The 24,384-nt window shown below is 57.3% G+C and carries 32 protein-coding genes; 27 read left to right on the top strand and 5 right to left on the bottom strand.

Features of this window, described 5'->3' with window-relative positions; genetic code table 11:
* Positions 1-798 (top strand): Cof-type HAD-IIB family hydrolase, encoded by a 798-nt coding sequence (locus ACFFSY_RS14665; RefSeq protein ID WP_377495194.1) that lies wholly within the window; start codon positions 1-3, stop codon positions 796-798.
* Between the two features lie 76 nt (positions 799-874).
* On the opposite strand, the gene ACFFSY_RS14660 is transcribed toward ACFFSY_RS14665, so the two are convergent.
* On the bottom strand, positions 875-970 hold the full coding sequence (locus ACFFSY_RS14660; protein ID WP_148930213.1) for a dihydroorotate dehydrogenase: 96 nt from the start codon (positions 968-970) through the stop codon (positions 875-877).
* 220 nt (positions 971-1,190) lie between these two features.
* The gene (locus ACFFSY_RS14655; RefSeq protein WP_377495192.1) at positions 1,191-2,567 is read right to left on the bottom strand and encodes an RsmF rRNA methyltransferase first C-terminal domain-containing protein; all 1,377 of its coding nucleotides are present in this window, start codon (positions 2,565-2,567) and stop codon (positions 1,191-1,193) included.
* A 202-nt stretch (positions 2,568-2,769) separates the two neighbouring features.
* On the opposite strand from ACFFSY_RS14655, the gene ACFFSY_RS14650 reads away from it, so the two are divergent.
* From ACFFSY_RS14650 to ACFFSY_RS14630, 5 genes are all read left to right on the top strand, one after another.
* Positions 2,770-3,231, top strand: coding sequence for a GNAT family N-acetyltransferase (locus ACFFSY_RS14650; RefSeq protein ID WP_377495190.1), 462 nt, complete (start codon positions 2,770-2,772; stop codon positions 3,229-3,231).
* Between the two features lie 35 nt (positions 3,232-3,266).
* Entirely contained in the window at positions 3,267-3,818 is a 552-nt protein-coding gene (locus tag ACFFSY_RS14645; RefSeq protein ID WP_377495188.1) for a GNAT family N-acetyltransferase, read from the top strand.
* Between the two features lie 66 nt (positions 3,819-3,884).
* Complete coding sequence (locus tag ACFFSY_RS14640) at positions 3,885-4,550, top strand: HAD family hydrolase (protein ID WP_377495186.1); 666 nt, start codon at positions 3,885-3,887, stop codon at positions 4,548-4,550.
* A 13-nt stretch (positions 4,551-4,563) separates the two neighbouring features.
* Complete coding sequence (locus tag ACFFSY_RS14635; protein WP_377495184.1) at positions 4,564-5,067, top strand: cysteine hydrolase family protein; 504 nt, start codon at positions 4,564-4,566, stop codon at positions 5,065-5,067.
* Positions 5,068-5,113: 46 nt separating this feature from the next.
* The gene (locus ACFFSY_RS14630; protein ID WP_377495182.1) at positions 5,114-5,566 is read left to right on the top strand and encodes a DUF2663 family protein; all 453 of its coding nucleotides are present in this window, start codon (positions 5,114-5,116) and stop codon (positions 5,564-5,566) included.
* A 27-nt stretch (positions 5,567-5,593) separates the two neighbouring features.
* On the opposite strand, the gene ACFFSY_RS14625 is transcribed toward ACFFSY_RS14630, so the two are convergent.
* Positions 5,594-6,472, bottom strand: a complete 879-nt coding sequence (locus ACFFSY_RS14625; RefSeq protein ID WP_377495180.1) for a helix-turn-helix transcriptional regulator — start codon at positions 6,470-6,472, stop codon at positions 5,594-5,596.
* Between the two features lie 356 nt (positions 6,473-6,828).
* Here ACFFSY_RS14625 and ACFFSY_RS14620 point away from each other — a divergent pair, with 356 nt between their 5' ends.
* The 18 genes from ACFFSY_RS14620 to ACFFSY_RS14535 all read left to right on the top strand — a co-directional run bounded on the left by ACFFSY_RS14620 (position 6,829) and on the right by ACFFSY_RS14535 (position 20,529).
* The gene (locus ACFFSY_RS14620; protein WP_377495178.1) at positions 6,829-7,200 is read left to right on the top strand and encodes a sensory rhodopsin transducer; all 372 of its coding nucleotides are present in this window, start codon (positions 6,829-6,831) and stop codon (positions 7,198-7,200) included.
* Between the two features lie 16 nt (positions 7,201-7,216).
* Positions 7,217-7,975: a DeoR/GlpR family DNA-binding transcription regulator gene (locus ACFFSY_RS14615; protein ID WP_377495175.1), complete on the top strand. Its 759-nt coding sequence runs from the start codon at positions 7,217-7,219 to the stop codon at positions 7,973-7,975.
* 177 nt (positions 7,976-8,152) lie between these two features.
* Positions 8,153-8,881 carry a (Fe-S)-binding protein gene (locus tag ACFFSY_RS14610; RefSeq protein ID WP_377495173.1) on the top strand — a complete coding sequence of 243 codons (729 nt, stop codon included), beginning with the start codon at positions 8,153-8,155 and terminating at the stop codon, positions 8,879-8,881.
* The gene (locus ACFFSY_RS14605; protein ID WP_377495172.1) at positions 8,878-10,392 is read left to right on the top strand and encodes a LutB/LldF family L-lactate oxidation iron-sulfur protein; all 1,515 of its coding nucleotides are present in this window, start codon (positions 8,878-8,880) and stop codon (positions 10,390-10,392) included. Before ACFFSY_RS14610 ends, ACFFSY_RS14605 begins: the two co-directional genes overlap by 4 nt.
* On the top strand, positions 10,385-11,122 hold the full coding sequence (locus ACFFSY_RS14600; RefSeq protein WP_377495171.1) for a LutC/YkgG family protein: 738 nt from the start codon (positions 10,385-10,387) through the stop codon (positions 11,120-11,122). Before ACFFSY_RS14605 ends, ACFFSY_RS14600 begins: the two co-directional genes overlap by 8 nt.
* Positions 11,123-11,292: 170 nt before the next feature.
* Positions 11,293-12,489, top strand: a complete 1,197-nt coding sequence (locus tag ACFFSY_RS14595; RefSeq protein WP_377495169.1) for an MSMEG_1061 family FMN-dependent PPOX-type flavoprotein — start codon at positions 11,293-11,295, stop codon at positions 12,487-12,489.
* A gap of 39 nt (positions 12,490-12,528) precedes the next feature.
* Positions 12,529-12,903, top strand: coding sequence for a cupin domain-containing protein (locus ACFFSY_RS14590; protein ID WP_377495167.1), 375 nt, complete (start codon positions 12,529-12,531; stop codon positions 12,901-12,903).
* On the top strand, positions 12,900-13,412 hold the full coding sequence (locus tag ACFFSY_RS14585) for an NUDIX domain-containing protein (protein ID WP_377495165.1): 513 nt from the start codon (positions 12,900-12,902) through the stop codon (positions 13,410-13,412). The genes ACFFSY_RS14590 and ACFFSY_RS14585 overlap by 4 nt, the downstream gene beginning before the upstream one ends.
* Before the next feature lie 162 nt (positions 13,413-13,574).
* A complete protein-coding gene (locus ACFFSY_RS14580; protein WP_377495163.1) occupies positions 13,575-14,072 on the top strand; it encodes a GNAT family N-acetyltransferase in 498 nt (165 codons plus the stop codon).
* A 12-nt stretch (positions 14,073-14,084) separates the two neighbouring features.
* The gene (locus ACFFSY_RS14575; protein WP_377495161.1) at positions 14,085-14,948 is read left to right on the top strand and encodes an aminoglycoside adenylyltransferase domain-containing protein; all 864 of its coding nucleotides are present in this window, start codon (positions 14,085-14,087) and stop codon (positions 14,946-14,948) included.
* A gap of 32 nt (positions 14,949-14,980) precedes the next feature.
* A complete protein-coding gene (locus ACFFSY_RS14570; RefSeq protein ID WP_377495159.1) occupies positions 14,981-15,409 on the top strand; it encodes a VanZ family protein in 429 nt (142 codons plus the stop codon).
* 11 nt (positions 15,410-15,420) lie between these two features.
* Positions 15,421-16,134 carry a YjjG family noncanonical pyrimidine nucleotidase gene (locus ACFFSY_RS14565; RefSeq protein ID WP_377495157.1) on the top strand — a complete coding sequence of 238 codons (714 nt, stop codon included), beginning with the start codon at positions 15,421-15,423 and terminating at the stop codon, positions 16,132-16,134.
* 61 nt (positions 16,135-16,195) lie between these two features.
* Complete coding sequence (gene hisA, locus ACFFSY_RS14560) at positions 16,196-16,969, top strand: phosphoribosylformimino-5-aminoimidazole carboxamide ribotide isomerase (RefSeq protein WP_377495155.1); 774 nt, start codon at positions 16,196-16,198, stop codon at positions 16,967-16,969.
* Positions 16,970-17,007: 38 nt separating this feature from the next.
* A complete protein-coding gene (locus ACFFSY_RS14555) occupies positions 17,008-17,769 on the top strand; it encodes a methyltransferase domain-containing protein (RefSeq protein WP_377495153.1) in 762 nt (253 codons plus the stop codon).
* 19 nt (positions 17,770-17,788) lie between these two features.
* Positions 17,789-18,082 carry an antibiotic biosynthesis monooxygenase family protein gene (locus ACFFSY_RS14550; RefSeq protein WP_377495568.1) on the top strand — a complete coding sequence of 98 codons (294 nt, stop codon included), beginning with the start codon at positions 17,789-17,791 and terminating at the stop codon, positions 18,080-18,082.
* A gap of 205 nt (positions 18,083-18,287) precedes the next feature.
* Positions 18,288-18,746: an effector binding domain-containing protein gene (locus tag ACFFSY_RS14545; RefSeq protein ID WP_377495151.1), complete on the top strand. Its 459-nt coding sequence runs from the start codon at positions 18,288-18,290 to the stop codon at positions 18,744-18,746.
* Between the two features lie 16 nt (positions 18,747-18,762).
* Positions 18,763-19,731, top strand: coding sequence for a DMT family transporter (locus tag ACFFSY_RS14540; protein ID WP_377495149.1), 969 nt, complete (start codon positions 18,763-18,765; stop codon positions 19,729-19,731).
* A gap of 12 nt (positions 19,732-19,743) precedes the next feature.
* The gene (locus ACFFSY_RS14535; RefSeq protein ID WP_377495147.1) at positions 19,744-20,529 is read left to right on the top strand and encodes a PhzF family protein; all 786 of its coding nucleotides are present in this window, start codon (positions 19,744-19,746) and stop codon (positions 20,527-20,529) included.
* Between the two features lie 121 nt (positions 20,530-20,650).
* On the opposite strand, the gene ACFFSY_RS14530 is transcribed toward ACFFSY_RS14535, so the two are convergent.
* A complete protein-coding gene (locus ACFFSY_RS14530; protein WP_377495145.1) occupies positions 20,651-20,950 on the bottom strand; it encodes a WGxxGxxG family protein in 300 nt (99 codons plus the stop codon).
* A gap of 191 nt (positions 20,951-21,141) precedes the next feature.
* Here ACFFSY_RS14530 and queD point away from each other — a divergent pair, with 191 nt between their 5' ends.
* From queD to queC, 3 genes are read left to right on the top strand one after another with little or no spacing between them, the layout of a single operon-like run.
* Positions 21,142-21,624, top strand: a complete 483-nt coding sequence (gene queD, locus ACFFSY_RS14525; RefSeq protein ID WP_377495143.1) for a 6-carboxytetrahydropterin synthase QueD — start codon at positions 21,142-21,144, stop codon at positions 21,622-21,624.
* The gene (locus ACFFSY_RS14520; RefSeq protein ID WP_377495141.1) at positions 21,614-22,330 is read left to right on the top strand and encodes a 7-carboxy-7-deazaguanine synthase QueE; all 717 of its coding nucleotides are present in this window, start codon (positions 21,614-21,616) and stop codon (positions 22,328-22,330) included. The genes queD and ACFFSY_RS14520 overlap by 11 nt, the downstream gene beginning before the upstream one ends.
* A 22-nt stretch (positions 22,331-22,352) precedes the next feature.
* A complete protein-coding gene (gene queC, locus ACFFSY_RS14515) occupies positions 22,353-23,057 on the top strand; it encodes a 7-cyano-7-deazaguanine synthase QueC (RefSeq protein ID WP_377495139.1) in 705 nt (234 codons plus the stop codon).
* A gap of 93 nt (positions 23,058-23,150) precedes the next feature.
* On the opposite strand, the gene ACFFSY_RS14510 is transcribed toward queC, so the two are convergent.
* A complete protein-coding gene (locus tag ACFFSY_RS14510; RefSeq protein ID WP_377495137.1) occupies positions 23,151-24,383 on the bottom strand; it encodes a GGDEF domain-containing protein in 1,233 nt (410 codons plus the stop codon).
* Between the last annotated feature and the right edge of the window lies 1 nt (position 24,384).

Raw genomic sequence — 24,384 nt, 5'->3', positions numbered from 1 at the left:
ATGGCACTACACTACGATATGATCGCGCTCGATGTCGACGGCACGCTGTTGACGGACGCGCATCAATTGACGGACGAGACGAAGGCGGCGGTGCGGGAAGCGGCTGCGCGCGGCGCGGAAATCGTGCTATGCACCGGCAGAGGGCCGATTAACACGCTTCCGGTGCTTGCGGAGCTGGGGCTGTCGGGCACCATCATTACTCACAACGGCGCCGCAACCGTGGATGCGGACAACCGGCAGGTGCTCCACCAGTATGATTTGTCGTCGGAGCAGCTGATGCGATTTATCGCGTTCTGTCGGAAAGGCGGCCATCATTTCGATATCAATACGGCATTCGAGCTGATGGCGGAGACCGTAGGCAAGGAAGCCGAGGCGATGTACGCGATGTTCGATATCGTGCCGATCCTCGGGCCGTTCGCCGATCCGCTGCCGGCTGGACTTGTCAAATTCACTGTATTCGGCGCGCTGGAGGAGATGGACCGGGTCGAACAGGCCTGGAATGGATGGACACACGGCTTGTCTCATATTCGCAGCGGGGATCATTTCATTGATGTGATGCATCCGGAGGCGAGCAAGGCGGCCGCGCTGAAGCAGCTGGCGAAGCTGCGCGGCGTCGCGCCAGAGCGGATCATGGCGATCGGCAATTATTACAATGACATCGGCATGCTGGAGTTTGCCGGCCTAGGCGTGGCCGTCGCCAACTCGCCGGAAGCGGTGAAGGCAAGCGCGAAGGCGCTGACCCGATCCAACGAGGAGAATGGCGTCGCTCACGCGCTGCGCGAATACGCGTGGTCATAATAAGCCCAAGCAAAAAGCGTAAGGACCTCGCGGTCCTTACGCTTTTTGTCTTATCCGTATAATCAATGGGCCGCGATTAGTACAGCACGCCGCGCGTTACGATAACCAGCAGGATGAACAGAACCAAGATTATACCTGCAGATGTGAAGCCGCCACCATGTACACCGGACATTGAAATTCCTCCCATATTCAGGTATTTTCCCAGCGCCGTATCAGCAGCGTCTCGACTTTGTCTCTCGGCGCCTGGTATACGACATTATACGCGGGGAAGCCCTGAACGACTGGACGGATGCCGGGTATGCGGGCAAAATGGGCATGTGCACCGTCGATGCAACCTGATGGGACCCCTTATCGAAAAGGGACGAATGACTGGCCAAACCGATTGTCAGGCATTACTTGAACGCACGTAAACCTTTCGGCAGGTGATTCTTCACGATGCCGGCGCTTGCTTTGCCCCAGCCAAGGGGAAAGCCATCTACCGCGATCAGTCCCCAGCCCGTGCTGCCTGCCTCTGCAGCTAGCGTCTCGCCGCGCAGATAGGCAGCGATCTCCCGAGCTTCCGGCGCATAGGATTGTGTCCAATTGGCGGCGGAAGCTGGCAGCGCCATGGCGAGCGCATGAGACGGTTCGATCCGGTTCTTACGGATGTCGCAAAGATGCAGACCGGGACGGGCGACTTTGAGCCCATGGAGCACCGCGCTTGTGAAGCGTCCTTCGGTGTCACCGTGTGGAAGCCAGTAGAGCGCATCGCCGAACCGGACCGGCTCGCCGGGCGCGAGCGGGGCGCCTTGCGGCAGCGCTTCTTGGGCGAATTCGCGGAATAGCGCCATCTCCGTCTTAAGCGCGCTCCCCGGCGCAGCCGGCTTCCCTTTGCGGCCTTGTTTGCGGCTAAGCTCGTCCGGCTGCGATTCGGCGGTCTCCGATTTGCGGAGTACGGCAACGAAGTGCCCTTCGCCGCGGACGAGATGCGGCCATACCCGCTCGGTCGCGAGCAGCTCGAACTCCGGATGTCGGCGGCAGAAAGCCAGCATCGTCTCTTCGTTCTCTGAACGGTTGAAGGTACAGGTGGAATACACCATTCGCCCGCCGGGCTTCAGCATCGCCGCGGCATGCGCCAGAATATCTTCCTGCCGCGCCGCGCACATGGCGACATGCTTCGGGGACCATTCTGCAATAGCGCCCTCGTCCTTGCGAAACATGCCTTCGCCCGAGCACGGGGCATCGAGCATGATCCGGTCGAAGAAGGCGGGAAACCGCTTCGACAATTCGTCCGGCGCGGCATTCGTGACGACCGCGTTCGGTATGCCGCTGCGCTCGACGTTCTCGCTTAAGATTTTCGCGCGGGATGGATGGATCTCATTGGCGATGAGCAGTCCTTCGCCGTTCATTTTGCCCGCGATCTGGGTCGTCTTGCCGCCGGGTGCAGCCGCAAGATCCAACACGGTTAATCCGGGACGGACGTCCAGCAGCTCAGCAGCCGTCATCGCCGAAGGTTCCTGAATATAGTAAAGGCCGGCGGCATGGTAAGGATGCTTGCCGGGGCGGGCTTGTTCGTCATAGTAGCAGCCGGTCTTGCACCAGACGATCGGCTCGAGACCGAAGGCGGTTGCAAGCTCGTCCCGGATAGAAGACCAGGCATCGGTCTTGAGCGGATTAAATCGCAGCCCATACGTCCTCGGCTGTTCGTAGCTGTCCAAGAAGGCATCGGTGTCTGCGCCGAGCAGTTGTTTCATTTGGCTGATATAGGCTTCGGGTAATGTTGCGCGCACGTCGAAGAACTCCTTTATTCCAATAATTCGGGTTGCCTTAAGATTCGACTCATTATAGCACAAAAGCGTAAGCGGTATGATAGCGATCGCCAGACGGATAGGAGTCGCAGCGTACAATCTAGGAAAGATTACCAATCCGGCGCGGATATGGTATAGTGAAGGCGCATGGTAGGAAACTTTGCGGGAGGGAGGTCGGAACAAGGTGCAGATTCAACCCTATGAACCTCGCTATTTGGCAGATGTGACGAAGTTGATGGATGAATTGGGGTATCCCATCGAAGCCGACGAGGCGGCATCTCGAATCGCGGCTCTGGAGACGGAGGACACGGTTCGCACGTATGTTGCGGTCCGCGGCGGCATCGCAGTCGGACTGATCTGTCTGCGGCAGCTGCGAGCGCTTGAATATGCGCGTCCCATCGCTCAGGTATCGCTGCTCGTCGTGAAGGAAGAGGAGCAGGGTACGGGCATCGGACAAGCACTAATGGCGTTCGCGGATGAATGGGCGACCCGAGAAGGAGCCGCATCGATCGTGCTGACAAGCGGGATCAAGCCAGAGCGCGAGCGAGCGCACGCTTTTTATAGAAGGCAAGGTTACGAGGCGACGGGCTACCGGTTCGTGAAATCGCTGTCCGAACGAGTCGGCCATGGCCATGTCGGCGGTTAACGCAACGAGAATATACATAAGGAGCGCGATGCCAGGTGCAATTGCAAACGGAACGCCTGCTGCTGCGCGAACTGGACGTACAGGATGCGAGGACGGTGCTCGACTACGTTCTTCGGAATCGCAGCTTCCTGGAGCCTTGGGAAATACGCAGGCAAGAGGACTATTACACGCTCGGAATGCAGGCTGAGCAGCTTCTGCTGGATGCTGCGAGAGCCGCAAGCGGCGGTCAATGCAAATTATGGCTCTCGCCGTTGGACGAGCCGGCGAACATAATCGGCTCCGTGACGATCAACAACATCGTGCGCGGCGCCTTCCTTTCCTGCCATCTTGGCTACCGGCTGGATGCGGCGTACGCGAACCGGGGCTTCATGACGGAAGCGCTGCGCGTCATGATCCGGCATGCGTTCGACGATTTGGGGCTGCATCGGATCGAAGCGAATATTATGCCGCGCAATGCGGCTTCGCTCGGCGTCGTACGCAAGCTCGGCTTCTACGAAGAAGGGCTGGCGCTGAAGTATTTGCTCATCAATGGCCAGTGGGAGGATCATCTCCATATGGTGCTGCGCAATACATCCATGGAAGAATGAGGAAGGCAGTATTTACACGTTCAGGTAACAAGGAGACAACCATCGATTGAAGGAGGCGAGAGCAGTTTGGTCAAGGCAGTTATCTTCGATCTGGATGGCACGCTGCTCGACCGAGACGCTTCGCTGCGCGAATTTCTACAGGATCAATATGCGCGAATCCCGCAGCTTCAGTCGATATCGAGGTCAGTCTACATGGAACGGTTCATTGCGCTCGATCAGCGGGGCAACGTCTGGAAGGATCACGTGTACCGGCAGCTTATCGAAGAATTTGGATTCGAGCTCCAGTGGGAGACGCTGCTGGCGGATTATTGGGACGGCTTCCGTCTCCACAGCCAACCGTTCCCGAACGCGGAGCGGATGCTTGAGGAACTGCGCGCCCGGTCGCTGCGCATCGGCTTGATTTCCAATGGTTACGGGGAATTTCAAATGGCGAATTTCCTGGCGCTCGGCTTCTCGGCGCTGTTCGACGAAGTCATGATTTCCGAGTGGGAAGGACTCCGCAAGCCGGATGCAGCCATCTTCAAGCGTATGCTTGACAAGCTAGGCGTGCAGGCACATGAGGCGATCTATGTGGGCGATCATCCGGTGAGCGACGTCGCGGGAAGCCGCGCTGCCGGAATGAAGGGCATCTGGAAATACGATCCGCTGCTCGAAGAGCCCGAAGCCCACGATGGCGTTCTCCGGGATTTGGGCGATCTTGTCGGTATGCTTGATGAATTTAAACGAGGATAATGGAGGAATGGAAATGAGAATCGCACTGCTCATTGTCGACATGCAGCACTTGTTCGTGAAAGAGGCGCCGGTCTATCCGGATTTGTCTCACGCTTGCCAACATATCAATTACGCGGCCAGGCTGCTGCGGGACAGCGGCCATCTGGTCGTCCATGTCCAAGACATGGAGGATGCGCCGCATGTGACGCCGGAGCAAATCGGCATCATCGATGAGATCACACGGGCAGAAGGCGACCGGTATATTGAGAAAATGTGGTCGAATGCGTTCTGGAACACGGACCTGGAACAATTGCTCGCGGAACAGTCGGTCGGGCTTGTCATCGTCGCGGGCTTCGCCGCTGAACACTGCATCACGTTCACGTTCAACGGCGCGCGCGAGCGGGGATTCAAAGCGGCCGTCCTACAGAATGGGGTTCTTGGCGAGAAGCCGGATTCCGTGTCGATCGTTGCGCGTGACCGCACGTTGATTTCATACCCGGTCATTGAATATTTGGCCCAGTTGAGCCGCCTCGAGTAGTTCAGGATTTGGCCAAGCCGCATATATATCCATTGAGGTGATGGAGATGCGGACGGTCGCGGAGCAGATCGAAGAGCTGCCGATATCGGAGGACGCCAAGGGCGTATTGAAGGAAGTTATGAAGCGCAAGGACAAAGTGGTCGGATTAAAGCAGAGGCAGTACTACCTGATGGTGATTAACTGTGTCCTAGTGCTCGTTATCTTGTTCTGGCTGTACAAGCTGAGTCATGTCTCGAGCGCGAACGTCATTGATATACTGGGCTACCTCGGCGGCAGCACGGCGGCGACGGTGTTCCTGCTCGTCTCCATCTCATCATTCCTGTACGCGGGCAGCGTCGCGAAGGAGTACAAGAAAGAGAAGCAGAAATACGACGATCTAAGGAAGGAAGCCATTACGTATTTGCGCGCCAAATGGGATATTACCGAGGAATCGATGCTGCGCGACAAACTTTCTTCGATCTTGGGGAAGCGGGACATCAATTTGATATTCTACAGTTAATTCGGGCAGCACGACAAAATGGCAGCGCTAGATGCGCTGCCATTTTTTGCGGTATGCAAGCGGCGTAAGTCCGGATCGTTCCTTGAACAGATTGATGAAATGGCTCGTATTCTCGATGCCTACCTCCACGGCGATATCGCCGACGGGCAGCGAGGTGTCCAGCAGCAGTTCCTTGGCTCGGGTAATGCGGCGATTGATCATATACTCGCCCGGCGTCGTGCCGGTGCAGCGCTTGAACAGTTTGGCCAAGTGAAATTTATTGACCTCGAACCGGTGTGCTAAACGGTCCAGCGTGAGCCGCTGCCGGTAGTCCCTGTCAATCGCCTGCATGACGCCCTGAATGAGCGGTGGGTAGGCGGGATAGCTGTAGGAATACTGGTGCGCGGCAAGCACGAGCTCCGTCATCATGGAGAGCAGGATCGATGAAGCGACCAGCTCTGCGCGCAGATCGGGGATCAGTTGTTCCCGCTGCAGCCGCTCGAACAGTTGGCCAAGCTGCGAGTCGGGCAGCAATACAACCAACGGCTTCTCAAGTTCGGCGAACTGTTCATGGTACGTCTGGATGCCGTTACCGTTGAAATAAACCCAGTATAGCTCCAACTCCTTGTTCGAATCCGAGCCGAAGCGGTGGAGATGCTGGCCATCGATGAAAGCCGCTTCGCCCGGACGGAGGCGGTGCGTCTGATCGCGGTAGGTCAGCGTGCCGGTGCCGGATGCGGCATATATGATCAAATAGGAGCCAAGCGTATCACGCTCCAGGAAACTATGGTCCCGAATGCGGCCGTAGCCGGTTTCTTGCACATAGTATAAAGATGCCTGTGCGAAGGCGCTTGGCGTCGCGATATGGCGGATCGGATTGTCGGGGCGGGGATCCGTGGCCCGCTCGAGTGGAACTTGCACGAACATGAAGACCTCCCATCATTGCTCATAATCACGAGGCGGCGAATGTAGCCGGATCTGCTGCGCGAAGGACATGATGACTGGAATATCGGAGAACGGCCGCCTAATAGATATCAGAATACATTAAACGTTTCGGCGCCGGGCGAATCCCTTTGGAACGGAAATGGGCCTGCGGAAGCAGAATCTGCCGTACAAAGGACGATGTACCTGTATGCTTCAACACAGAAACATTTTTTGGGGTAGAACATATTCAAATGAAGAAATTCATGATATCCTAATATAAACGGAAGTAAACAAAGATTTTCGGAATTATGCAAAAGGGAATTATCGTTATCTTCATCTTGATTGGAGGGGGCATTACGATGAATCAAGCGAAAGGCGCTAAACAGTGGATTATTCCCGACGGGTACATCCCGCCGACGAGCGCGGGGACGCTCGAGAGCCATGAATCGATTTGCGTGCTTAACTGTTCGTCCGAAGAGGCGCTTCTAAGCATCACCGTGTTTTTCGAAGATCGCGACCCGCTCGAAGGCATGCTTGTTGTTGTGCCCGGTCGGAGAACGAGACATATTCGAACGTCGGGTCTGACGAAGAATGGGGAGCGTATACCGGTCGGCGTGCCATACGCAATCGAGCTCGTCAGCGATATCCCGGTCATCGTGCAATACAGCAGACTTGATGCGACGCAGGCGGAGAACGCGCTCATGTCCGTCATGGCTTATCCATTGAAATAAGAAAGAGGGCGGCCGTATGTTAGTCGCGGAGCGATATGAGAAGATCGTCCAGCTCGTCAATGAGCGGGGCAGCATTAGAGTCACGGAGCTAAGCGAGCTGTGCCAAGTGACGGAAGAGACGATTCGACGCGACTTGGACCGGCTCGAAGCAGCGGGGAGGCTGCGCCGCTCGCATGGCGGGGCGGTCAGCGTGAAGGACGGCCAGACGGAGACGCCGTATGCCGAGCGGGAAGTGCTGTTCGCGGACGAGAAGCGGCGAATTGCGCAGGAAGCGGTCAGTCAGATCTTGCCGAAAGATCGCATTCTGCTCGATGCCAGCACGACGGCGTGGTATATGGCGGCAAGCATGCCGGATATCCCGCTGACCGTGCTGACGAATTCCATCAAGGTGGCGGCGGAGCTAAGCACGAAAGAGCGAATCGAAGTGATCGCCACAGGCGGTATCGTCGCGCCGCGATCGCTATCGTTCGTGGGCCCGCTGGCGGAGAGGTCTCTTGAAGCTTACCACGTAGATAAGCTGTTCCTCTCTTGCAAAGGCGCCCATCTGGATCGCGGCATTAGTGAATCGCACGAGCTCCAGGCGCGAATCAAGCAGCGCATGATCGGCATCGCGGATCGGGTGTTTCTGCTGGCGGACGGGAGCAAATTCGGCAGTCAGGCGTTCGCCCACGTGGCGCGATGGGATGCCGTGCATGAGGTCATCACGGATCGAGCGGCTTCCGAAGGCGCCGTCGAGTCGCTCCGGGAGCGGGGGATTATCGTGACGACCGTGTAGTTGCTCCGACGAGAACAATCAACAGAACCGCCATGCGAAGCCATTGCGGTTCTGTTGATTATTCTCAAAACAACATTGTCAAGATGTCTGATAACCTGATAAACTATGTACAACAACCTATCGGATCCAATCGTCGAATCGAGATCAACCTCTAATTCCATGCAGCGAGGTGCGCCTATGAAAGTCTCACTTTTCATTACTTGTTTAAGCGATGTTATCTACCCGCGAGTCGGAGAGGCGATGGTCAGACTGCTTGCGAAATACGGCATTCGTCTGGACTTCCCGACCGTACAGACCTGCTGCGGCCAACCGGCTTACAACAGCGGCTATTGGCTGGCTGCGCGCGAGAGCGCCGCGACGATATTGGATGCGTTCGAGGACAGCGATTTCGTAATTTCGCCTTCCGGCTCCTGTACGGGAATGATTCACCACTATCCGAAGTTGTTCGAGCACGATCCCGTGGAGTATAAGCGGGCTTGCGCGCTGCGGGATAAGTCTTACGAATTCACGCAGTTCCTGGTGCAGGTACTCGGCATCACCGACGTCGGCGCTACCTTCCCGCACAAAGTGACGTATCATCCTTCCTGTCACGGCAGCCGGCTTCTCGGCGTGAAGGAAGAGCCGCTGGCGCTCATGCGGCAGGTGAAGGGTATGGAGCTTGTTCCGCTGCCGATGGCCGAAGATTGCTGCGGGTTCGGCGGCACTTTTGCCGTCAAGATGGGCGATATTTCCGGGGCGATGGTTACGGAGAAGACCGATCACGTGCTGGAGACGGAAGCCGAGGTGCTAGTAGGTCTGGACATGGCCTGCCTCATGAATATCGCGGGCAATCTTCGCTTTCGCGGAGAGCCTGTGCGCGTGATGCATTTGGCCGAATTATTGTATGAAGGGGCGACGCGGTCATGAGCGGTAACCAACCGGCGGGGACAGTGAAGGCACGCGCGGAGCTGGCGCTGAACGATGAATTTCTGCGCAAGGCGGTCCGCTTTACGACCGAGCGGCTTCGCACCGGCAAGAAGAATGCGTCGGAGGAGCACGGCAACTGGGACGATTGGCGGGAGAGAGGCCGGCAAATCCGGCTGCATACGATCGCGCATCTTGATTATTATTTGAACTTATTCGCGGATAATGCGAGGGCGAACGGGGCGTACGTGCATTTTGCCGATAGCGCTGAGGAGGCGGTCGAGCTCTCATTGGCGATCGCCGCGCGCAAACAAGCGAAGACGGTCGTCAAATCGAAGTCGATGGTCACCGAAGAACTGCATCTGAACCATCATCTCGGGACGATCGGCGTGGAGGCCATCGAGACCGATTTGGGCGAGTACATTATACAGCTTGCCGGAGAGACGCCGTCGCATATCATTATTCCGGCTATTCACAAGAACCGGTATCAGATCGCCGACCTGTTGTCGGCCGAGGCGGGGGAGACGCTCGCGCCGGACACGTCCGTGCTGGCCGGATTCGTGCGCAAGAAGCTGCGGGAGAAATTTCTTGAGGCGGATATCGGCATGACCGGATGCAATTTCGCGATTGCGGAGACCGGATCGATCGTGCTCTTCGAGAACGAAGGGAACGCCCGCATGGTCTCGACGGTGCCCAAGACGCAGATTACGCTCATGGGGATGGAGCGCATCATTCCAAGCTTCACCGACCTGGAAGTGATGGCAACGCTGCTGCCCCGTTCGGCAACCGGCCAGAAGCTGACCGTGTATATGTCCGCGATCTCGGGGCCTCGGCGCAGCGAGGATGCGGACGGACCTGATGAGATGCACATCATCATTATCGACAACGGGCGTTCGCTGCAGCTTGGCGATCCGGAATTCCAGGAGCTGCTGAACTGCATCCGCTGCGGCGCCTGCCTGAACGCTTGTCCGGTCTATCGCCATATCGGCGGCCATGCGTACGGAGGAACGTACTCGGGTCCGATCGGCGCGGTGCTGACGCCGGCGTTGAAGCACAACGTCGCGGAGTGGGATGACATCGCTAACGCATCCAGCTTGTGCGGGGCTTGCTACGAGGCGTGTCCGGTGAAAATCCCGCTGCATGACATGCTCGTCTACTTGCGGCGGCGCAAAGTGGAGAGCGGCCACGGCAACAAATGGGAAGGCGCGGGCATGAAAGGGTTCGGCGGTGTGATGGGCAGCTCCCGTCTCATGCGCGGCGTGCTGGCGATCGGCCGGCTCGGCCAAGGTCTGGTTGCGCGCGATGGCGGCATTCGGCTGAACATCGGGCCTTTGAAGGAATGGAATCGCTATCGCGTTACGCCGGTGCTGGCCAAGGAATCGTTCCGGCAGCGGTGGGGGACGATCGAGCGTGAACTGCGCGAGGGGCTGGCGGACCTGGAGCCGGCCATGAGGCAGCGAATGGAAGCGATGAAGAACGCCCGATCGGGCAAAGGGGGACACGGCCATGGCTGATCAGACGGCGCAGACGCACGAACAATGGATGGAGGAGATGGATCGGAAGGCGCGGGAGAAGCAAAAGAGCTTCATCGCCGGCATTGCGGGGCGGCTGGGACGCCAAGCGGCGAAGCCGCCTGCCGGTCATCCGTACCGGGGGGCGCCTGCGTTCTGGCAGCGGTTCGAATGGCCGCTGGAAGAGAGGGTCGAACGGTTCTCCGCAAACTTCCGAAGCGCAGGCGGGCATGTGGTACGGGTTCCGGACTCTGCGGCCGCATCGGCATTCATCGCGGAGAAGGCGATGGAGATGAGCGCGCATTATATCGTCCGCCAAGCCGAACCGGAGCTTGAGGCGCTTGGTTTGGAAGCCGCGCTGACTGACTGTGCTATCTCCGTCTGGAACGACGAACCCGGGAAGTCGTGGAAGGCGCTGGCCGCACAGGCCGATTTCGGCGTCGTGCTGGCCGACCATGCGGCAGCGTATACCGGTTCCCTGGCGGTTCTGTCGTCGAAGGACAAAGGCCGCTCGGTCAGCTTGCTGCCGACGGTGCTGATGGCGCTGCTGCCGGTCGACCGGCTGGTGACGCGGCTAGGCGAAATCTTGACCCCGCTTGACGCGAGCGGGCGGGAGAAGCTGCCGGCCGGCGTGCATTTTATTTCGGGACCGAGCCGCTCGGCCGACATCGAGAACGATTTGACGATTGGGGTTCACGGTCCCGGCGTCGTCTATGTGATCGTGATCGGATAATCCGATGATAGAAGCCTTTGATCCCGCCGTGAGGCTGGAATCAAAGGCTTTTTTTGATGGCGTTCCGTATGCCGGGCAGAGGCGGTTTCCAAATTATGTAGGCTGTGGTATAGTAGGTCAACAATTGACGCGGGAATCGCAGGAAACGCATATACTTGGGAGGAACGAGCATGGTTTTTGCACCTGACAAGCTTGAATTCAGAAGCGCGACGGAGGCCGATGCCGAGCGTATTCTGCATCTATTGACGGAGGCGGCGCATTGGTTGATGGCCAAAGGCATCGATCAATGGCGTCCGAGCTACTTTTCGCTAGCGGGCATACGTTCGGAAATGTCCAACGGGAACGAGTATTTCCTTGTCTATCGGGACGAAGCATGCGTGGGCACGTTCTACATGGCTTGGTCGGACCCTTCCGTGTGGAAGGAGCGCGACAATGCCGATAGCGGTTACCTGCATCGATTTACGGTATCGAGAGAGCATGCGGGCCTAGGCATCGGGGAGGCGATGCTTCGCTGGGCGAGCGATTACATCGCGCGGCGAGGACGCGGCACATTCCGGCTGGACTGCATCGCGGACAATCCGCGGTTGAATCGTATGTACCGAGATGCCGGATTTCAGTATGTCGATACGGTGCATTTCCAGAACGGATGGCGCGCGAATCTCTACGAGATGCCTGCCGTAAGACGGCAGATGGACGAAGCGTACACAGCTGACGCAGTCGCCGATTCTTCGGGCGGCGCTCTGCCTTTCCGAGACTTCATCCGTGCGGAAGACGACCTGCGGCAGCTGCTCGGCGAACCGAATCCGGTCGTCGCGCGCAAGACGATCAGGCATATCGACCGACACTGCGCCGACTTCATGGCTCGCTCGCCGCTTGTCTTCGTCTCGACCGCCAACGGACGAGGCGAGTGCGACGTCTCCCCGAGAGGAGATGCGCCCGGCTTCGCGCTCGTGCTGGACGATTGGCATCTCGTGCTGCCGGAGCGTCCGGGCAATCGGCGCATGGACGCCTATCGTAATCTATTAGTCAATCCGCGGATCGGTCTCGTCTTCGTCATTCCGGGCATGGATGAAGTGCTGCGGGTGAATGGGGAGGCCTGGATCGTCCGGGATGTGGAGCTGATGGAGCGGATGAGCGCCTTCGGGAAAGTGCCGAAGCTTGGCATCGGCGTCCGTGTGGCAGAATGTTATTTCCATTGCGGCAAAGCGTTTAAGCGATCGCATGTATGGGAGCCGGAGCGCTGGCCTGATTTGACTGGCCTTACCCCGATTGCGCGGATGATCGCCGACCATGTCGGCTCGGCGGACATCGACGAGGCACAGGTGGCCCAAGGCTTGAAGGAAAGCTACGAGCTGCGGATGTATTAATCGGCGTAATGGACTTGAAGGACAGAAGGAGGATGCAGCATGATAACGAGCAAGGCAGCGGCACCGCACTACAAATGGGGAGACGATTGCGACGGCTGGCGGTTGGTCGACCGGCCTGATCAAAGCATCATCCACGAGCGGATGCCGGCGGGAACGGCGGAAGAGCGGCATTATCACGAACTGGCTCAGCAATTTTTCTTCGTGCTAAGCGGCTCGGCCGTAATGGAGGTGGCTGGGGAGTTGTATCGTCTTGACCAACAGGAGGGCATCGAGGTCGCAGCCGGATTAAGCCACTGCATTCGCAATGAATCGGCCGAGCCGGTCGAATTCCTCGTTATCTCCGCGCCAACCACGCGAGGCGACCGCATTGCAGCGCAAGCGGACACGTCTGCGCAGGGGCGTGATGCAGGATGACGATTCGGCTTAGACAGCTCGCGGCCGCGCTGCTCTTCGACGGGACGAGAGTGCTGCTGATGCATAAGCGAGGATCGCGCTGGCAGCGGCAGACGTCGCCCTTCTACGCGGCGATCGGCGGACATATGGAGGAAGGCGAGCTGAACGATCCGTATGCGGCGTGTTTGCGGGAGATCGAGGAAGAGACCGGATTGCTCGAGCAGGACATCGCGAATTTGCGGCTCAAATACATCCTGCTGCGTCTGAAAGAGAACGAGATTCGGCAGCAGTTTATTTATGTTGGGGAAGTGCTTCGCACGGACGTGATCGCCTCTGAAGAAGGAGAGCTGGAATGGCATGAGCTCGATACGGCGATGCGTCTTCATTCCTCGGCCATCCATCACGCGCTGCTGCGGCACTATCGAGACGATCCGGACCCGGATCAAGTGTATACCGGCACGATGACGGTCGGAGAAGACGGCTCGCCCCGCGTCCAATGGCATCTGCTGCGAGATCCGCTCGTTTTTTGAGCTTGCGTTCCCCCGCGTCTTCCAACCCATTATTTTGACCGAAAAGATAGAGAACGCCCCGCCCATATAGTAATATAGAGGTTATCCGCCGTCTATCCGTGTTCACGGTAGGCGGCCTTTCGACCCTATCAGACTAACAGCGCGGAAAGGTGAACAGTCATCATGGACAATCTTGCATTCGTAACGTATGGAGAGCAGTACTTGGAACAGGTGAGACGAACATACAATTATTATGTGGCGAACACGACGGTATCGTTCGATCTGGAGCTTTGCTCGTCGGAAGGCATGCGCCAGTTGATCGAGCCGGTTGCGCCGTTGTACCGTTCATTCGTCATTTTGTGGGAAGGCCAATACGCGGGTTACGTTCTCATGACGCAGCATAAGAAGAAAGCCGCGTTCCAGGTGACGGCCGAGATCACGATCTATCTCGACCCGGCCTATACCGGCCGCGGCATCGGCAAGGCGGCTGTACCGTTCCTGGAGCAGCTTGCGCGGGAATCGGGAATCCATTCGCTCGTGGCGGCCATCTGCAGCGAGAACGAAGGCAGCCTGAAGTTATTCGAGAAGCAGGGGTACGTTCAATGCGCGAATTACCGGGAAGTTGCATATAAGTTCGACCGCTGGCTGGACTTGATCTGTCTACAAAAAATATTGCGTTAGGCGGGGGTTCTGATGTTGGATCGCGGATCGGCTGAGCCTTGGCTGAACGGCGGCATGCTGGAACGGCTGCATCCGGATGTGCGTGGAGTAATAACCGAGTACGGCGCGCAGGTGAACGAGGTAGGCGTGCTGCCCATCCGAGGCTTCTATCTATATGGCTCCATCGCGATGGGCGGCTATACGCCGGGTCGGAGCGATGTCGATTTCGTCGCCGTGCTGGATCGAATGCTCACCCAAGCGGAGTGCAGCCGACTTGCCGCCATTCACGGGCATGTCGCCAGCTGTTGGCCATCGCCGGAGATGAACGGCATCTACGTCATGCGCGACCAGCTTGGCAAGCTGCCCCACGAAATTTCGCCTTATCCCTGCTATTACGGAGGCCAATTCCTTGAAGCGGATCTGTTCGAATGCAACCTGGTCACCTGGCATCAGCTGAAGGAGCAGGGCATCGCGCTGCGCGGAAGCAGACAGGAGTTGGATTATGCGGTGGATTGGGATCAGCTGCTCGCGCGGATGAAGGAGAACGTGGAGTCGTATTGGCGGCCGTGGGTGTACGAATCGGCCAAGCCTGATACGCGCAAAGGCATGGCGTTGAGCGAGAGAAGCGCGGTTGAATGGGGCGTGCTCGGATTGACGCGGCTGTACTACACCTTCCGCGAGAATAACATCACGACCAAGGCGGGCGCCGGGGTTTACGCGCTAGAGCGGCTTCCAGCCACTAGTCATCCGATCTTGATCGAGGCGCTGCGCTGGCGGGAAGGGAAGCCTACCTTATACCGATCCGCCTCGGAGCGAAGGCAAGACGCGCTATTATATCTTCACGAAATGCTTGCGGCCTGCGAGACTGCGGCCGAGGAGGCGGCAGGACGGCGTTAATCGCTGCCAAGCCGCCGGTGTAAGGGGGCTTTATGAAAACAGCGGCTTTCATGATTACAGTCGGCTATACGCTGCTGCTGCTCTATTGGATGTTCATCGGTTTCGGACGTACGCACCTGCCGTATCCCGGATACCAATATAATCTAATTCCGTTCCATACGATCAAAATGTACATGCTGCACGCGGACCACTTTAACGCGAAGAACTGGGCGATCAACGTCGTCGGCAATATTGCGGTGTTCATGCCGTTCGGATTGGCGGTCCCGTATTTGCGAAAAATGTCCGGCATTCGGTTTATCCTGCTGTTCGTCGTCATATTGTTGATGTTGGAGTGTTTGCAGCTAATCAGCCAGCGCGGCAGTTTCGACGTCGACGATCTCATGCTGAACACGGTCGGCGCCCTGCTGGGCTACGGGATGTTCCGGAGATGGTTCGCGGGGACCTGCGCGAAGGCGGATTAAGGAGAAGTCAAATGTACAAAGCCATCTGGTTTGATTTGGATCACACGCTGCTCGACTACGACCGAAGCGAACTTGCGTGCATGCAGCTCACGGTGGAGCGGCATGGTTTGACGCAGTACCCGGATTATTCGTGGGAAGCGTTCCGATCGTTGTTTGCTCCGATCAATTGGACGTATTGGACGGAGCGGGTGCAGCGAAATTTAGCGATTGCCCAAGTGCTGGATTTATCGTTCCGGGATACGCTTTCGCAGCTCGGGTGGGAACAAGAGTTATCTGCCTCCATGACGCGAACCTACTGGGAATTATTTTGCGGGGCGGCGCATGTGCTGGATGGGGCCATGCAGCTGATTGCGCGGCTAAGGGGAACGTACACGCTTGGCGTCATTTCGAACGGCATCGGAGAAGCTCAGCGCGGGCGGCTGCAGGCAAGCGGTTTATACGATTATTTCGACCGCATGTTGATCTCCGACGAAGTCGGACTGTGGAAGCCGGATCCGGCGCTGTTCGCGCTGGCAGTGGAAGCAAGCGGCTGCTCGAAAGAAGAGGTGCTGTTCGTCGGCGATTCGCTGTCGGACGATTATCGCGGCGCGAAGTCGGGCGGCATCGACTTTTGTTATTACAACCCTTCTCGTGCGGAACTGCCGGCAGACTGTTCGCCTGCCTTTATGATTCACAGTCTGGCCGAACTTCCGGGACTGTTGGAGCAGCGCGAAATTTCGGCGTAAAACAACTAAATTCTGAGCTCTCGCCACTCATGGCTTGAACACGATAGAATGGAGAACAACGATGGAATTCAGACCCTGTATCGACCTGCACGGCGGTAAAGTGAAGCAGATCGTCGGCGAAACATTAACGGCCAGCGCGGCGCAAGGCGGCGTGGTGGAGAACTTCGTATCGGAGCTTGGCGCGGGACACTATGCCTCCTTATTCAAACGCGACGGACTGCGCGGCGGACACGTCATCATGCTCGGCGGCGGCAATGAGGAAGCGGCGCTCGAAGCGCTTGCTGAATATCCGGGCGGCTTGCAAATCGGCGGCGGCATTACAGCCGACAATGCACTGTTTTACTTGGAGCACGGCGCTTCGCACGTAATCGTGACATCCTATATTTTTCACGATGGGGCGCTTGACATGGAACGGCTGCGCGGGCTCGTGGAACGCGTCGGCAAAGAACGGCTCGTCATCGATCTAAGCTGCAAGCAGAAGGACGGCAAGTGGTATGTGGTGACGAACCAGTGGAAGACGTTCAGCGATTTCGAAGTAAGTCCGGCAAGTTTGCGCGAGCTGGCACAGTATTGCGACGAATTTCTGGTGCATGCGGTGGATGTCGAGGGCAAGCGCAGCGGCATTCTGGAAAGCTTAGTCTCGCTGCTTGCGGAAGCATCGCCGATTCCGACTACATATGCCGGCGGCGCGAGATCGATAGAGGATCTTGAGCGGTTCCGCGAGCTGACCGGCGACCGGCTGGGCATTACGATCGGAAGCGCGCTTGATATTTTCGGCGGCTCGCTGCCATACGAAGAGGTCGTCCGTTATTGCGGTGGAACGCCGCAACTCTAAAGTGAAGCTTGAGCGTGTCGATAAGGAGGGAGCCTGGGATGGATAGCAAGAAGCGATTTTCGAACCGGGTACAGGATTACGTCAAATTTCGGCCGAGTTACCCGTCGGCGTTAATCGACGATTGGATTCGGTTGGCCGACGTGCAGGCGGGCGACCGCGTGGCGGACGTTGGCGCAGGTACCGGCATCTTCACCCGGCTGCTGCTCGATCGGGGGCTGGAAGTGCTGGCCGTGGAGCCGAACGACGAGATGCGAATCGCGGCCGAACAGGCGGTAAGCCCGGCCCAGCTGGCGCAGTTCCGCTCGGTAGCCGCATCCGCCGAAGAGACGTCGCTCGCCGATGGCGAGGTGGACGCGGTCGTCAGCGCGCAGGCGTTCCATTGGTTCGATCCTGCGGCGACGAAGGTCGAATTTGGCCGTATTCTGAAACCAGGCGGCACGGTTGCGCTCGTCTGGAACAAGCGAGACGTCACGGGCAATCCGTTCGCGGTCGAATACGAGGCGCTGATTCATGCGTTTGCGCCGGACTACAAGGATGTCGGACACCAGAAGCTGGCGCCTGGCGATTTCGAGGCGTTCTTCGCAAGCGGCGAATACGAGCGACTCGAGTACATGAACGAGTATTGGATTTCGCTGGAGGAGTTGATCGGCCGCGCTACGTCCTCGTCCTATACCCCGGCGGCCGGCTCGGATGCGCACGTCTTGTTCGCGCAGGCGCTCACGAGTTTATTCACCAAGCATGAGCAGCAGGACCGTGTACCTTTTCACTATGTAACCGAGCTCTACATGGGCCGCGTCTAACGAAACGGAGGAATGGACCATTATACTCGAAGTCGCCATTTTGAACGTGAAACAAGAGATGAACGATTCGTTCGTCGCGACCTTTAAGCAGGCCTCTTCGATCATCGCATCAATGAAGGGGTATATTCGGCATGAGCTGCAGCGCTGCCTGGAGCGGGAAGGTCAATACGTGCTACTCGTCTGGTGGGAGACGCTGGAAGACCATGTCGAGGGTTTCCGTCAATCGGACGGTTATCAGGAGTGGAAGCGGCAGCTGCATCATTACTACGATCCGTTCCCGGTCGTCGAGCATTACGAGAACATCCCGCTGTAATCGACACGTCATCGGCACCATTGCACAAGAGAAGTACGTTCGAGTACGATCGGACATCTTGGTCACGAATTTACATGAAATTACCAGAAAATGTTACCTAAGCCGCTTCGGATCATGGTACACTGGACATATGCGCGGCAGCGAGAGCCGTCCGGAACAAACGGGAATGGCATCCGCCAACACTCGCTTAAGGAGGTTTATCGCGATGAACAATTGTGCAGTAGTGATAAAACCCGTCATCCATCTCGTCGGCGTCAGTTACTGCGGACCTTACTCGGCGATACCGGATGAAGCGATCCGATTGCAAAGCGAGTTTTTGTCCCGCAAGCATGAAATCGTGGGCGAGGTCGACACGAATTTGCTCCACTGCCCGTATTTCGGCAACGAAGTATTCGTCAGCTACCTGGCTTGCTGGGAAGTGGTGGGCTCGAAGCTTGTTCACGTGCCGGACGGCATGGTCCAATTTACCATACCGGAGCGCGCGTATGCGATGGTACGATGTACGAACAAGCGAATTGGCGAAGGCTACGAGACGCTATTGGCATGGATGAACGAACAGCGGTTGGTGAAACAGGACAATGCCGTTTCGCTCGAAATTTATTATATCGATGAACATCTTGAGGAAGAGCCGGTTGACCTGCTAATTCCGATAGAGCATCCTTGAAGGAGTAACTTGCATCTTGAGTAAAGCAGAACGATTTTACCGGCATCCGCTCGGCATTTTGGCCGCATCCGGACTTGCCACGCTATTATGGGGAAGTTCCTACCCGTTCCTCAAATGGAGCTATTCATCGTTGGACATTGGACGCACGGATACGTTTGAGCAGCTGTTGTTTGCCGGCTACCGATTCACGCTGGCCGGGCTGCTCATTCTTCTTTTCATGCTGGCCCGCCGGGAGAAGCTAGCCTACCAGCCCGGCAGCATGCGGATGTTGGCGCCGATCGCGTTATTCCAGACGGTGCTGCAGTACATTTGTTTCTATGCCGGCATGGCGCTGAGCAGCGGCGTGATCGGCGCGGTAATTGCGGGGACGATATCGTTCTTCCAAATTGCCCTCGCGCATTTCGTCTATCGGGATGACCGGCTGAACGGCACGAAGGCGACCGGTCTTCTAATCGGATTCTCGGGCCTTGCCGTCCTCGGCTTCTCGAATGCCGCGGATACCGGCGGACCGCTGTTCTCCGTCGGCGAAATTCTGCTGATGGCTTCTTCGTTCTTCTCGGCGGCGGCGAATTTGATCTCCCGCAGAGGCGCGTCCAGGTATAGCGTTACGTATTTGAACGGTTACCAGATGCTGCTCGGCGGCGTGGTGCTGATGCTAGTTTCCGGCTGGCGAAGCGGATTTGCGCCATTCGCGTTCGATTGGAAGTCCTCGCTCATGCTGCTCCATCTGGCGCTTGTCTCCGCGGTCGCGTTCATGCTGTGGAATAACGTCATGAAATATAACGCGGTCGGCAGCGTCTCCATGTATCTGTTCTTGATTCCGGTGTTCGGCGTCCTTCAGTCCGCGGTGCTGCTTGGCGAACAGCTGCACTTATCCGTATTGGCGGCGCTGCTGTTAGTCAGTCTGGGCATCGTGGTCGTCAACCGGAGGAAGAAGCCCGCATCCATCACGCGTATTTCGGAGACGACGGAACTTGCCAAATAGGGGGAGAGGCTGATGGCGATACCTATAGCGCTGATCGATGCGTTCGCCTCCGCGCCGTTCGAAGGCAACCAGGCGGCAGTTTGTTTGCTGGAGGAGAAGAAGCCCGAAGAGTGGATGCGGAAAGTCGCGGCCGAGTTGAACGTGTCCGAGACCGCTTTTCTGGTAAAGGCTGAAGAGGGCTACCACTTGCGATGGTTCACGCCGACGGCCGAAGCGGAATTAAGCAGCGAAGCAACGCTTGCAGCTGCTCATTTTTTGTACGAGCGGGGGCTGCTGCAGCCACAGGCTACGGCGCGATTTCATACGCGAAGCGGGCCATTGCTGGCTAGGAAGAGGGAAAGCGGCATTCAACTCGACTTTCCCGCCGAGCCTGCCCGGCAAGCGGAAGCGCCGGAAGAACTCATACAAGGGTTAGGCCTTATACCCCGATTCGTCGGTCATAATCGGTTGGGGTATTTGGTTGAGGTGGATAGCGAAACAACGGTGCGCGACTTGAAACCGGATCTGTCGCTGATCCGCGGTCTCCCGGCGCTTATGGTGATGGTGACGAGCCGTGGTCGCGACTATGATTTCGTCTCTCGCGTCTTCGTGCCGGCGAACAGCATGAAGGAAGATTCGGTAACTGGCACCGCGCATTGCGCGCTCGCGCCATACTGGCAGCGGCGACTGCGGAAGGATGAGATGCTGGCCTATCAAGCTTCCAGCCGCGGAGGGCAGCTAAGGCTGAGCTTGGATCAGCAACGCGTTCGTATGACGGGAGACGCGGTGACGGTCATGACTGGCTGGTTTCATGGATAAGGGAAGGCAAGAATCGACCGGTCACGCCGAATAGACGCCTCGAGCCACCGCTGTCTTTCGATAGCAGGTGGGCGAGGCGTCTTTTTACGCATGGAGCAACAAGACTCCGGGTCCCTGAATCTTAAGCTCTATCGCGGTCCCGGTGACGGTCTTTACCCCGCATGCCGGCCAAGCCAAGCAGTCCGAGCAGTCCGAGCCAGCCCCAGTCAAAACCGTCGTCGTCATTGGCGGCATATGCGCGCAAATTATTGTTCCCGTTATTGCTGTACGTGTTCATCGTTCGCGTATCGTTGGCGCCGTATCCCTGGGTGTGCTCTTGATACGCGCGGTTATTGGCGGACATGTTATCTGCCGAAACCGTTGCAGCGCCGGAGAACGATAATGCGGCAAGCATCGATAAAGCAATGAGCTGTTTTTTCATGATAACCTCCGTTAGCGGGAATGGTGTTGCTGTTTTCGTACAGTTCATGTTATACCCCAAACGCAACGTCTTTAGAGATGGGTAGCAATGGAAGCTGCGATAGCGCGGCTCGGCAGGCGCAAAGACTGGTTCTATGCGAGCGGGCATGCTATAATGAGCCTACTTCAAGATGGACGAGGTGCTATAATTACGTGACTTACGAAATACCGCAGAAAGCCCAGCAATTCGGGAAAGATATTACACAAGAGCAGCTGCGCTACCATAACCGGAGGGTGCTCGTATCGAAGGAATTCACCTTCGATAGCGCGCATCATCTGCATTTATACGAAGGCAAATGTAAAAGCATGCACGGCCATACGTACAAGCTCCAGCTTGTCATGTCCGGCCGAACGGATTACCGGGGATTGGCAATCGATTTCTCGGACATCAAGCGTATCGCCAAGGAGCGGGTGATCGACAAGCTGGACCACCGCTACTTGAACGACGTCTTGCCGCCGATGAACACGACAGCCGAGAATATGGTCGTATGGATTTACGAACAAGTCGCGCAGGCGCTGACCGAAGAAGGATACGCGCCGAACGTCCGGCTGGAAGAAGCGAAGCTGTGGGAGACGCCGACGAGTTATGCGGCGGTCACGCGAGAGCTGATGGAGGCGGACGACAATGCCGAATAATGGAGAAGAGGAAGCGCGCGATCCGATGGCGATCCGGCTGCCGATGGTAGAAATATTCGAAACGGTCGAAGGCGAGGGTACCCGCGCCGGTTATCCGACCGTTTTTGTCCGTTTATTCGGGTGTAACCTTCGCTGCGTCTGGTGCGATACGACATATAGCTATCCGCCGGCCAAAGCCGAATTCACAATGACCATCGGCGAGATTGTTCGTAAGGTCGAGCAGGAGTATAACGCGGCGCATATTTGCTTTACGGGCGGCGAACCGCTGTTATACGGCGACCGCTCTGCTGCCCTGCTGGAGGCGCTGTGCGGGATCGAACGAATCGTGGACGTCCATGTGGAGACGAACGGGGCTATCGATCTAGCTCCTTTTCTTGCGGACGTGCAATCAGAGAAGGCCCGTTATGTCATGGATTACAAGCTGCCCGACTCCGGCGAGAACGAGAAGATGATTCACGAGAATTTCGCGCTGCTTCGGCCGCAGGACGAATTGAAGTTCGTTATCGCGTCCGACCGGGATTTCGATTCGGCGCTGGATGTGCTTGACCGCTACCCGACAGCCGCGCTTCCGCTGTTTAGCCCGGTATGGGAAAGCATGCCGCCAGCCAAGCTTGTCGAGAAGATATTGGCTAGCGGGCGTCCGGGCATCAAGCTGAATATGCAGCTGCACAAAATCATCTGGGACCCTGCTAAGCGGGGCGTTTAATGTGAAGGAGTGGAACGTGCTCATGAGCAAACACGAAGAGAAGAAAGCCGTCATTATTCTGAGCGGCGGTCTCGACAGCACGACATGCATGGGATTCGCGAAAGAAGCCGGCTATGAACTGTATCCGATTACGTTCGATTATGGACAGCGGCATCGGATCGAGCTCGTGAACGCGCGCAAAGTAGCCGAATTCTATGGCGTAGCGGGACGCTACAAAGAAGTCAAGCTTGGCTTTCTCCGCGAATTCGGAGGGAGCGCGCTGACGGACGACGCGATCGACGTGCCGAAAGTGTCGGAAGAAGCCGGTGCCGAGGAGAGCGAGATCCCGGTCACCTACGTGCCGGGCCGCAATTTGATGTTCTTGTCGATCGCCACTTCGTATGCCGAAGCCGTTGGAGCGGAAGCGATCTACATCGGTGTGAACGCGCTTGATTACAGCGGATATCCCGACTGCCGTCCGGAATTTATCGCCAAGGTGCAGGAAGTGATGACGCTCGCGACGAGAGTCGGCGTGGAAGGCAAACCGATCACGATCCAGACGCCGCTGCTCGACCTGACCAAGGCGGATATCGTCCGAGAGGGCACGCGAATGGGCGTTCCTTACGAGTTGACGACGTCTTGTTACAACGGCGAAGCGGAAGCGTGCGGCGAATGCGACAGCTGCAGACTGCGGCTGAAAGGATTCGCGGAAGCGGGACGTGTCGACCCGATTCCTTACCGGACTTAGCGCCGGGCGAGCAGGGTCTTCATTGCGTGATTGGACGCTCGCATAGAACAAGAAGCCGCGGATGCGTAGCATCTGCGGCTTCTTGCTTTGCCATCATTCTCGTTCTTCTATTCGCCGCTGCCCGCTGCTTTTAAGTTTCGCGGAATCCGACTTGGCGCGGGATCGCGACTTCGTTATCTTCGGCATGTTCGGGTGGAGCGATACTTTGTTCTTGCCGGTCGTCTTGGAATGATACATCGCTTCATCAGCCTGCTTCACGATATCCTGAACCGCGCAGCCGCTCCCCGCGCTGACGCCGACGCTGACGGTGACGATCGTCTCGTTCTCGACTCGACTGCGGATGGTCTCGGCGACTTGCTCGGCGTTCGCGCCAGGCTCGGAAATCAGCGCGAGCAGTTCTTCGCCGCCGTAACGGCCGGCGGCACCGATGCCGCTCGTCTCTTCCTTTAGAATCTCGGCGATCTGCTTGAGCACGCCGTCCGCCTTATGGTGGCCATGCGTATCGTTCAGCCGCTTGAAATTGTCGATATCGCAGAAGATGATCGCGATCTGGCCTTGTTCCCGCATCGCGCTATCCGCTTTCTTCTGAAAATGCTTGCGATTGTAGAGCGAGGTCAACCCGTCCGTAATGGACGAATGGAACGTGGCAACGAGCCGCTCCACGACCCATTCGAACAAGAGCACGAATAGCAGCGTATAATAGATAGCAGGCAGCCAGTTGTAGACGAACGTCGTTAGCGGTACCGAGCCATGGAAGAGATAACGCTCCGCCAACCCGACGACGTGGTAGATTAAATAGACGATTAGACTAGCCGAATACGGCATCCGTTGTTCGATGCCTCTGCTGCTGAGCATGATCGCCGAAATAACGACCAGACCGTATAGATCTAGGGCGACCGTACCGTAATAGGGAACGTTGGCCGATTCGGTCAGGGCAGCCGGTTCAATCGCGAGACCAGCCCCGGCGGCGATGATCGCGCCTACGCCGAGCACCACGAACGGCATGGCCTTTAATCTGGAAGAAGGCTGCGTATACAATTTCATGAACACAAAGTTTATAATGATAAAAGAAAACATGCCAAGCAGCGATTGCAAGATTAGCAAATCGGGGTAGCCCGAGAGATCGCGGTCGCCTTGCGAAAGCAGCAAACCATATTGCGCGAAGATAGCGGCCAATACGCCGATCAGCAGCCGATACACCCCGTTGCGCTTGTACATACGGTGCAGCCGGATGGCCATGAAAAGCATGAGGGCGACGATGGTAATGACACTGGCCCAGGCAAAGGATTGCCCGCCCGATCCGGCCAGCCAATGAGGCGTTGTCATA

Origin of the sequence: Paenibacillus aurantiacus, from assembly GCF_042431225.1 — a bacterium.
In the GTDB taxonomy this organism is placed as follows: Bacteria; Bacillota; Bacilli; order Paenibacillales; family Paenibacillaceae; genus Paenibacillus_Z; species Paenibacillus_Z aurantiacus.
This window is presented reverse-complemented; position numbering and strand designations above follow the sequence as displayed.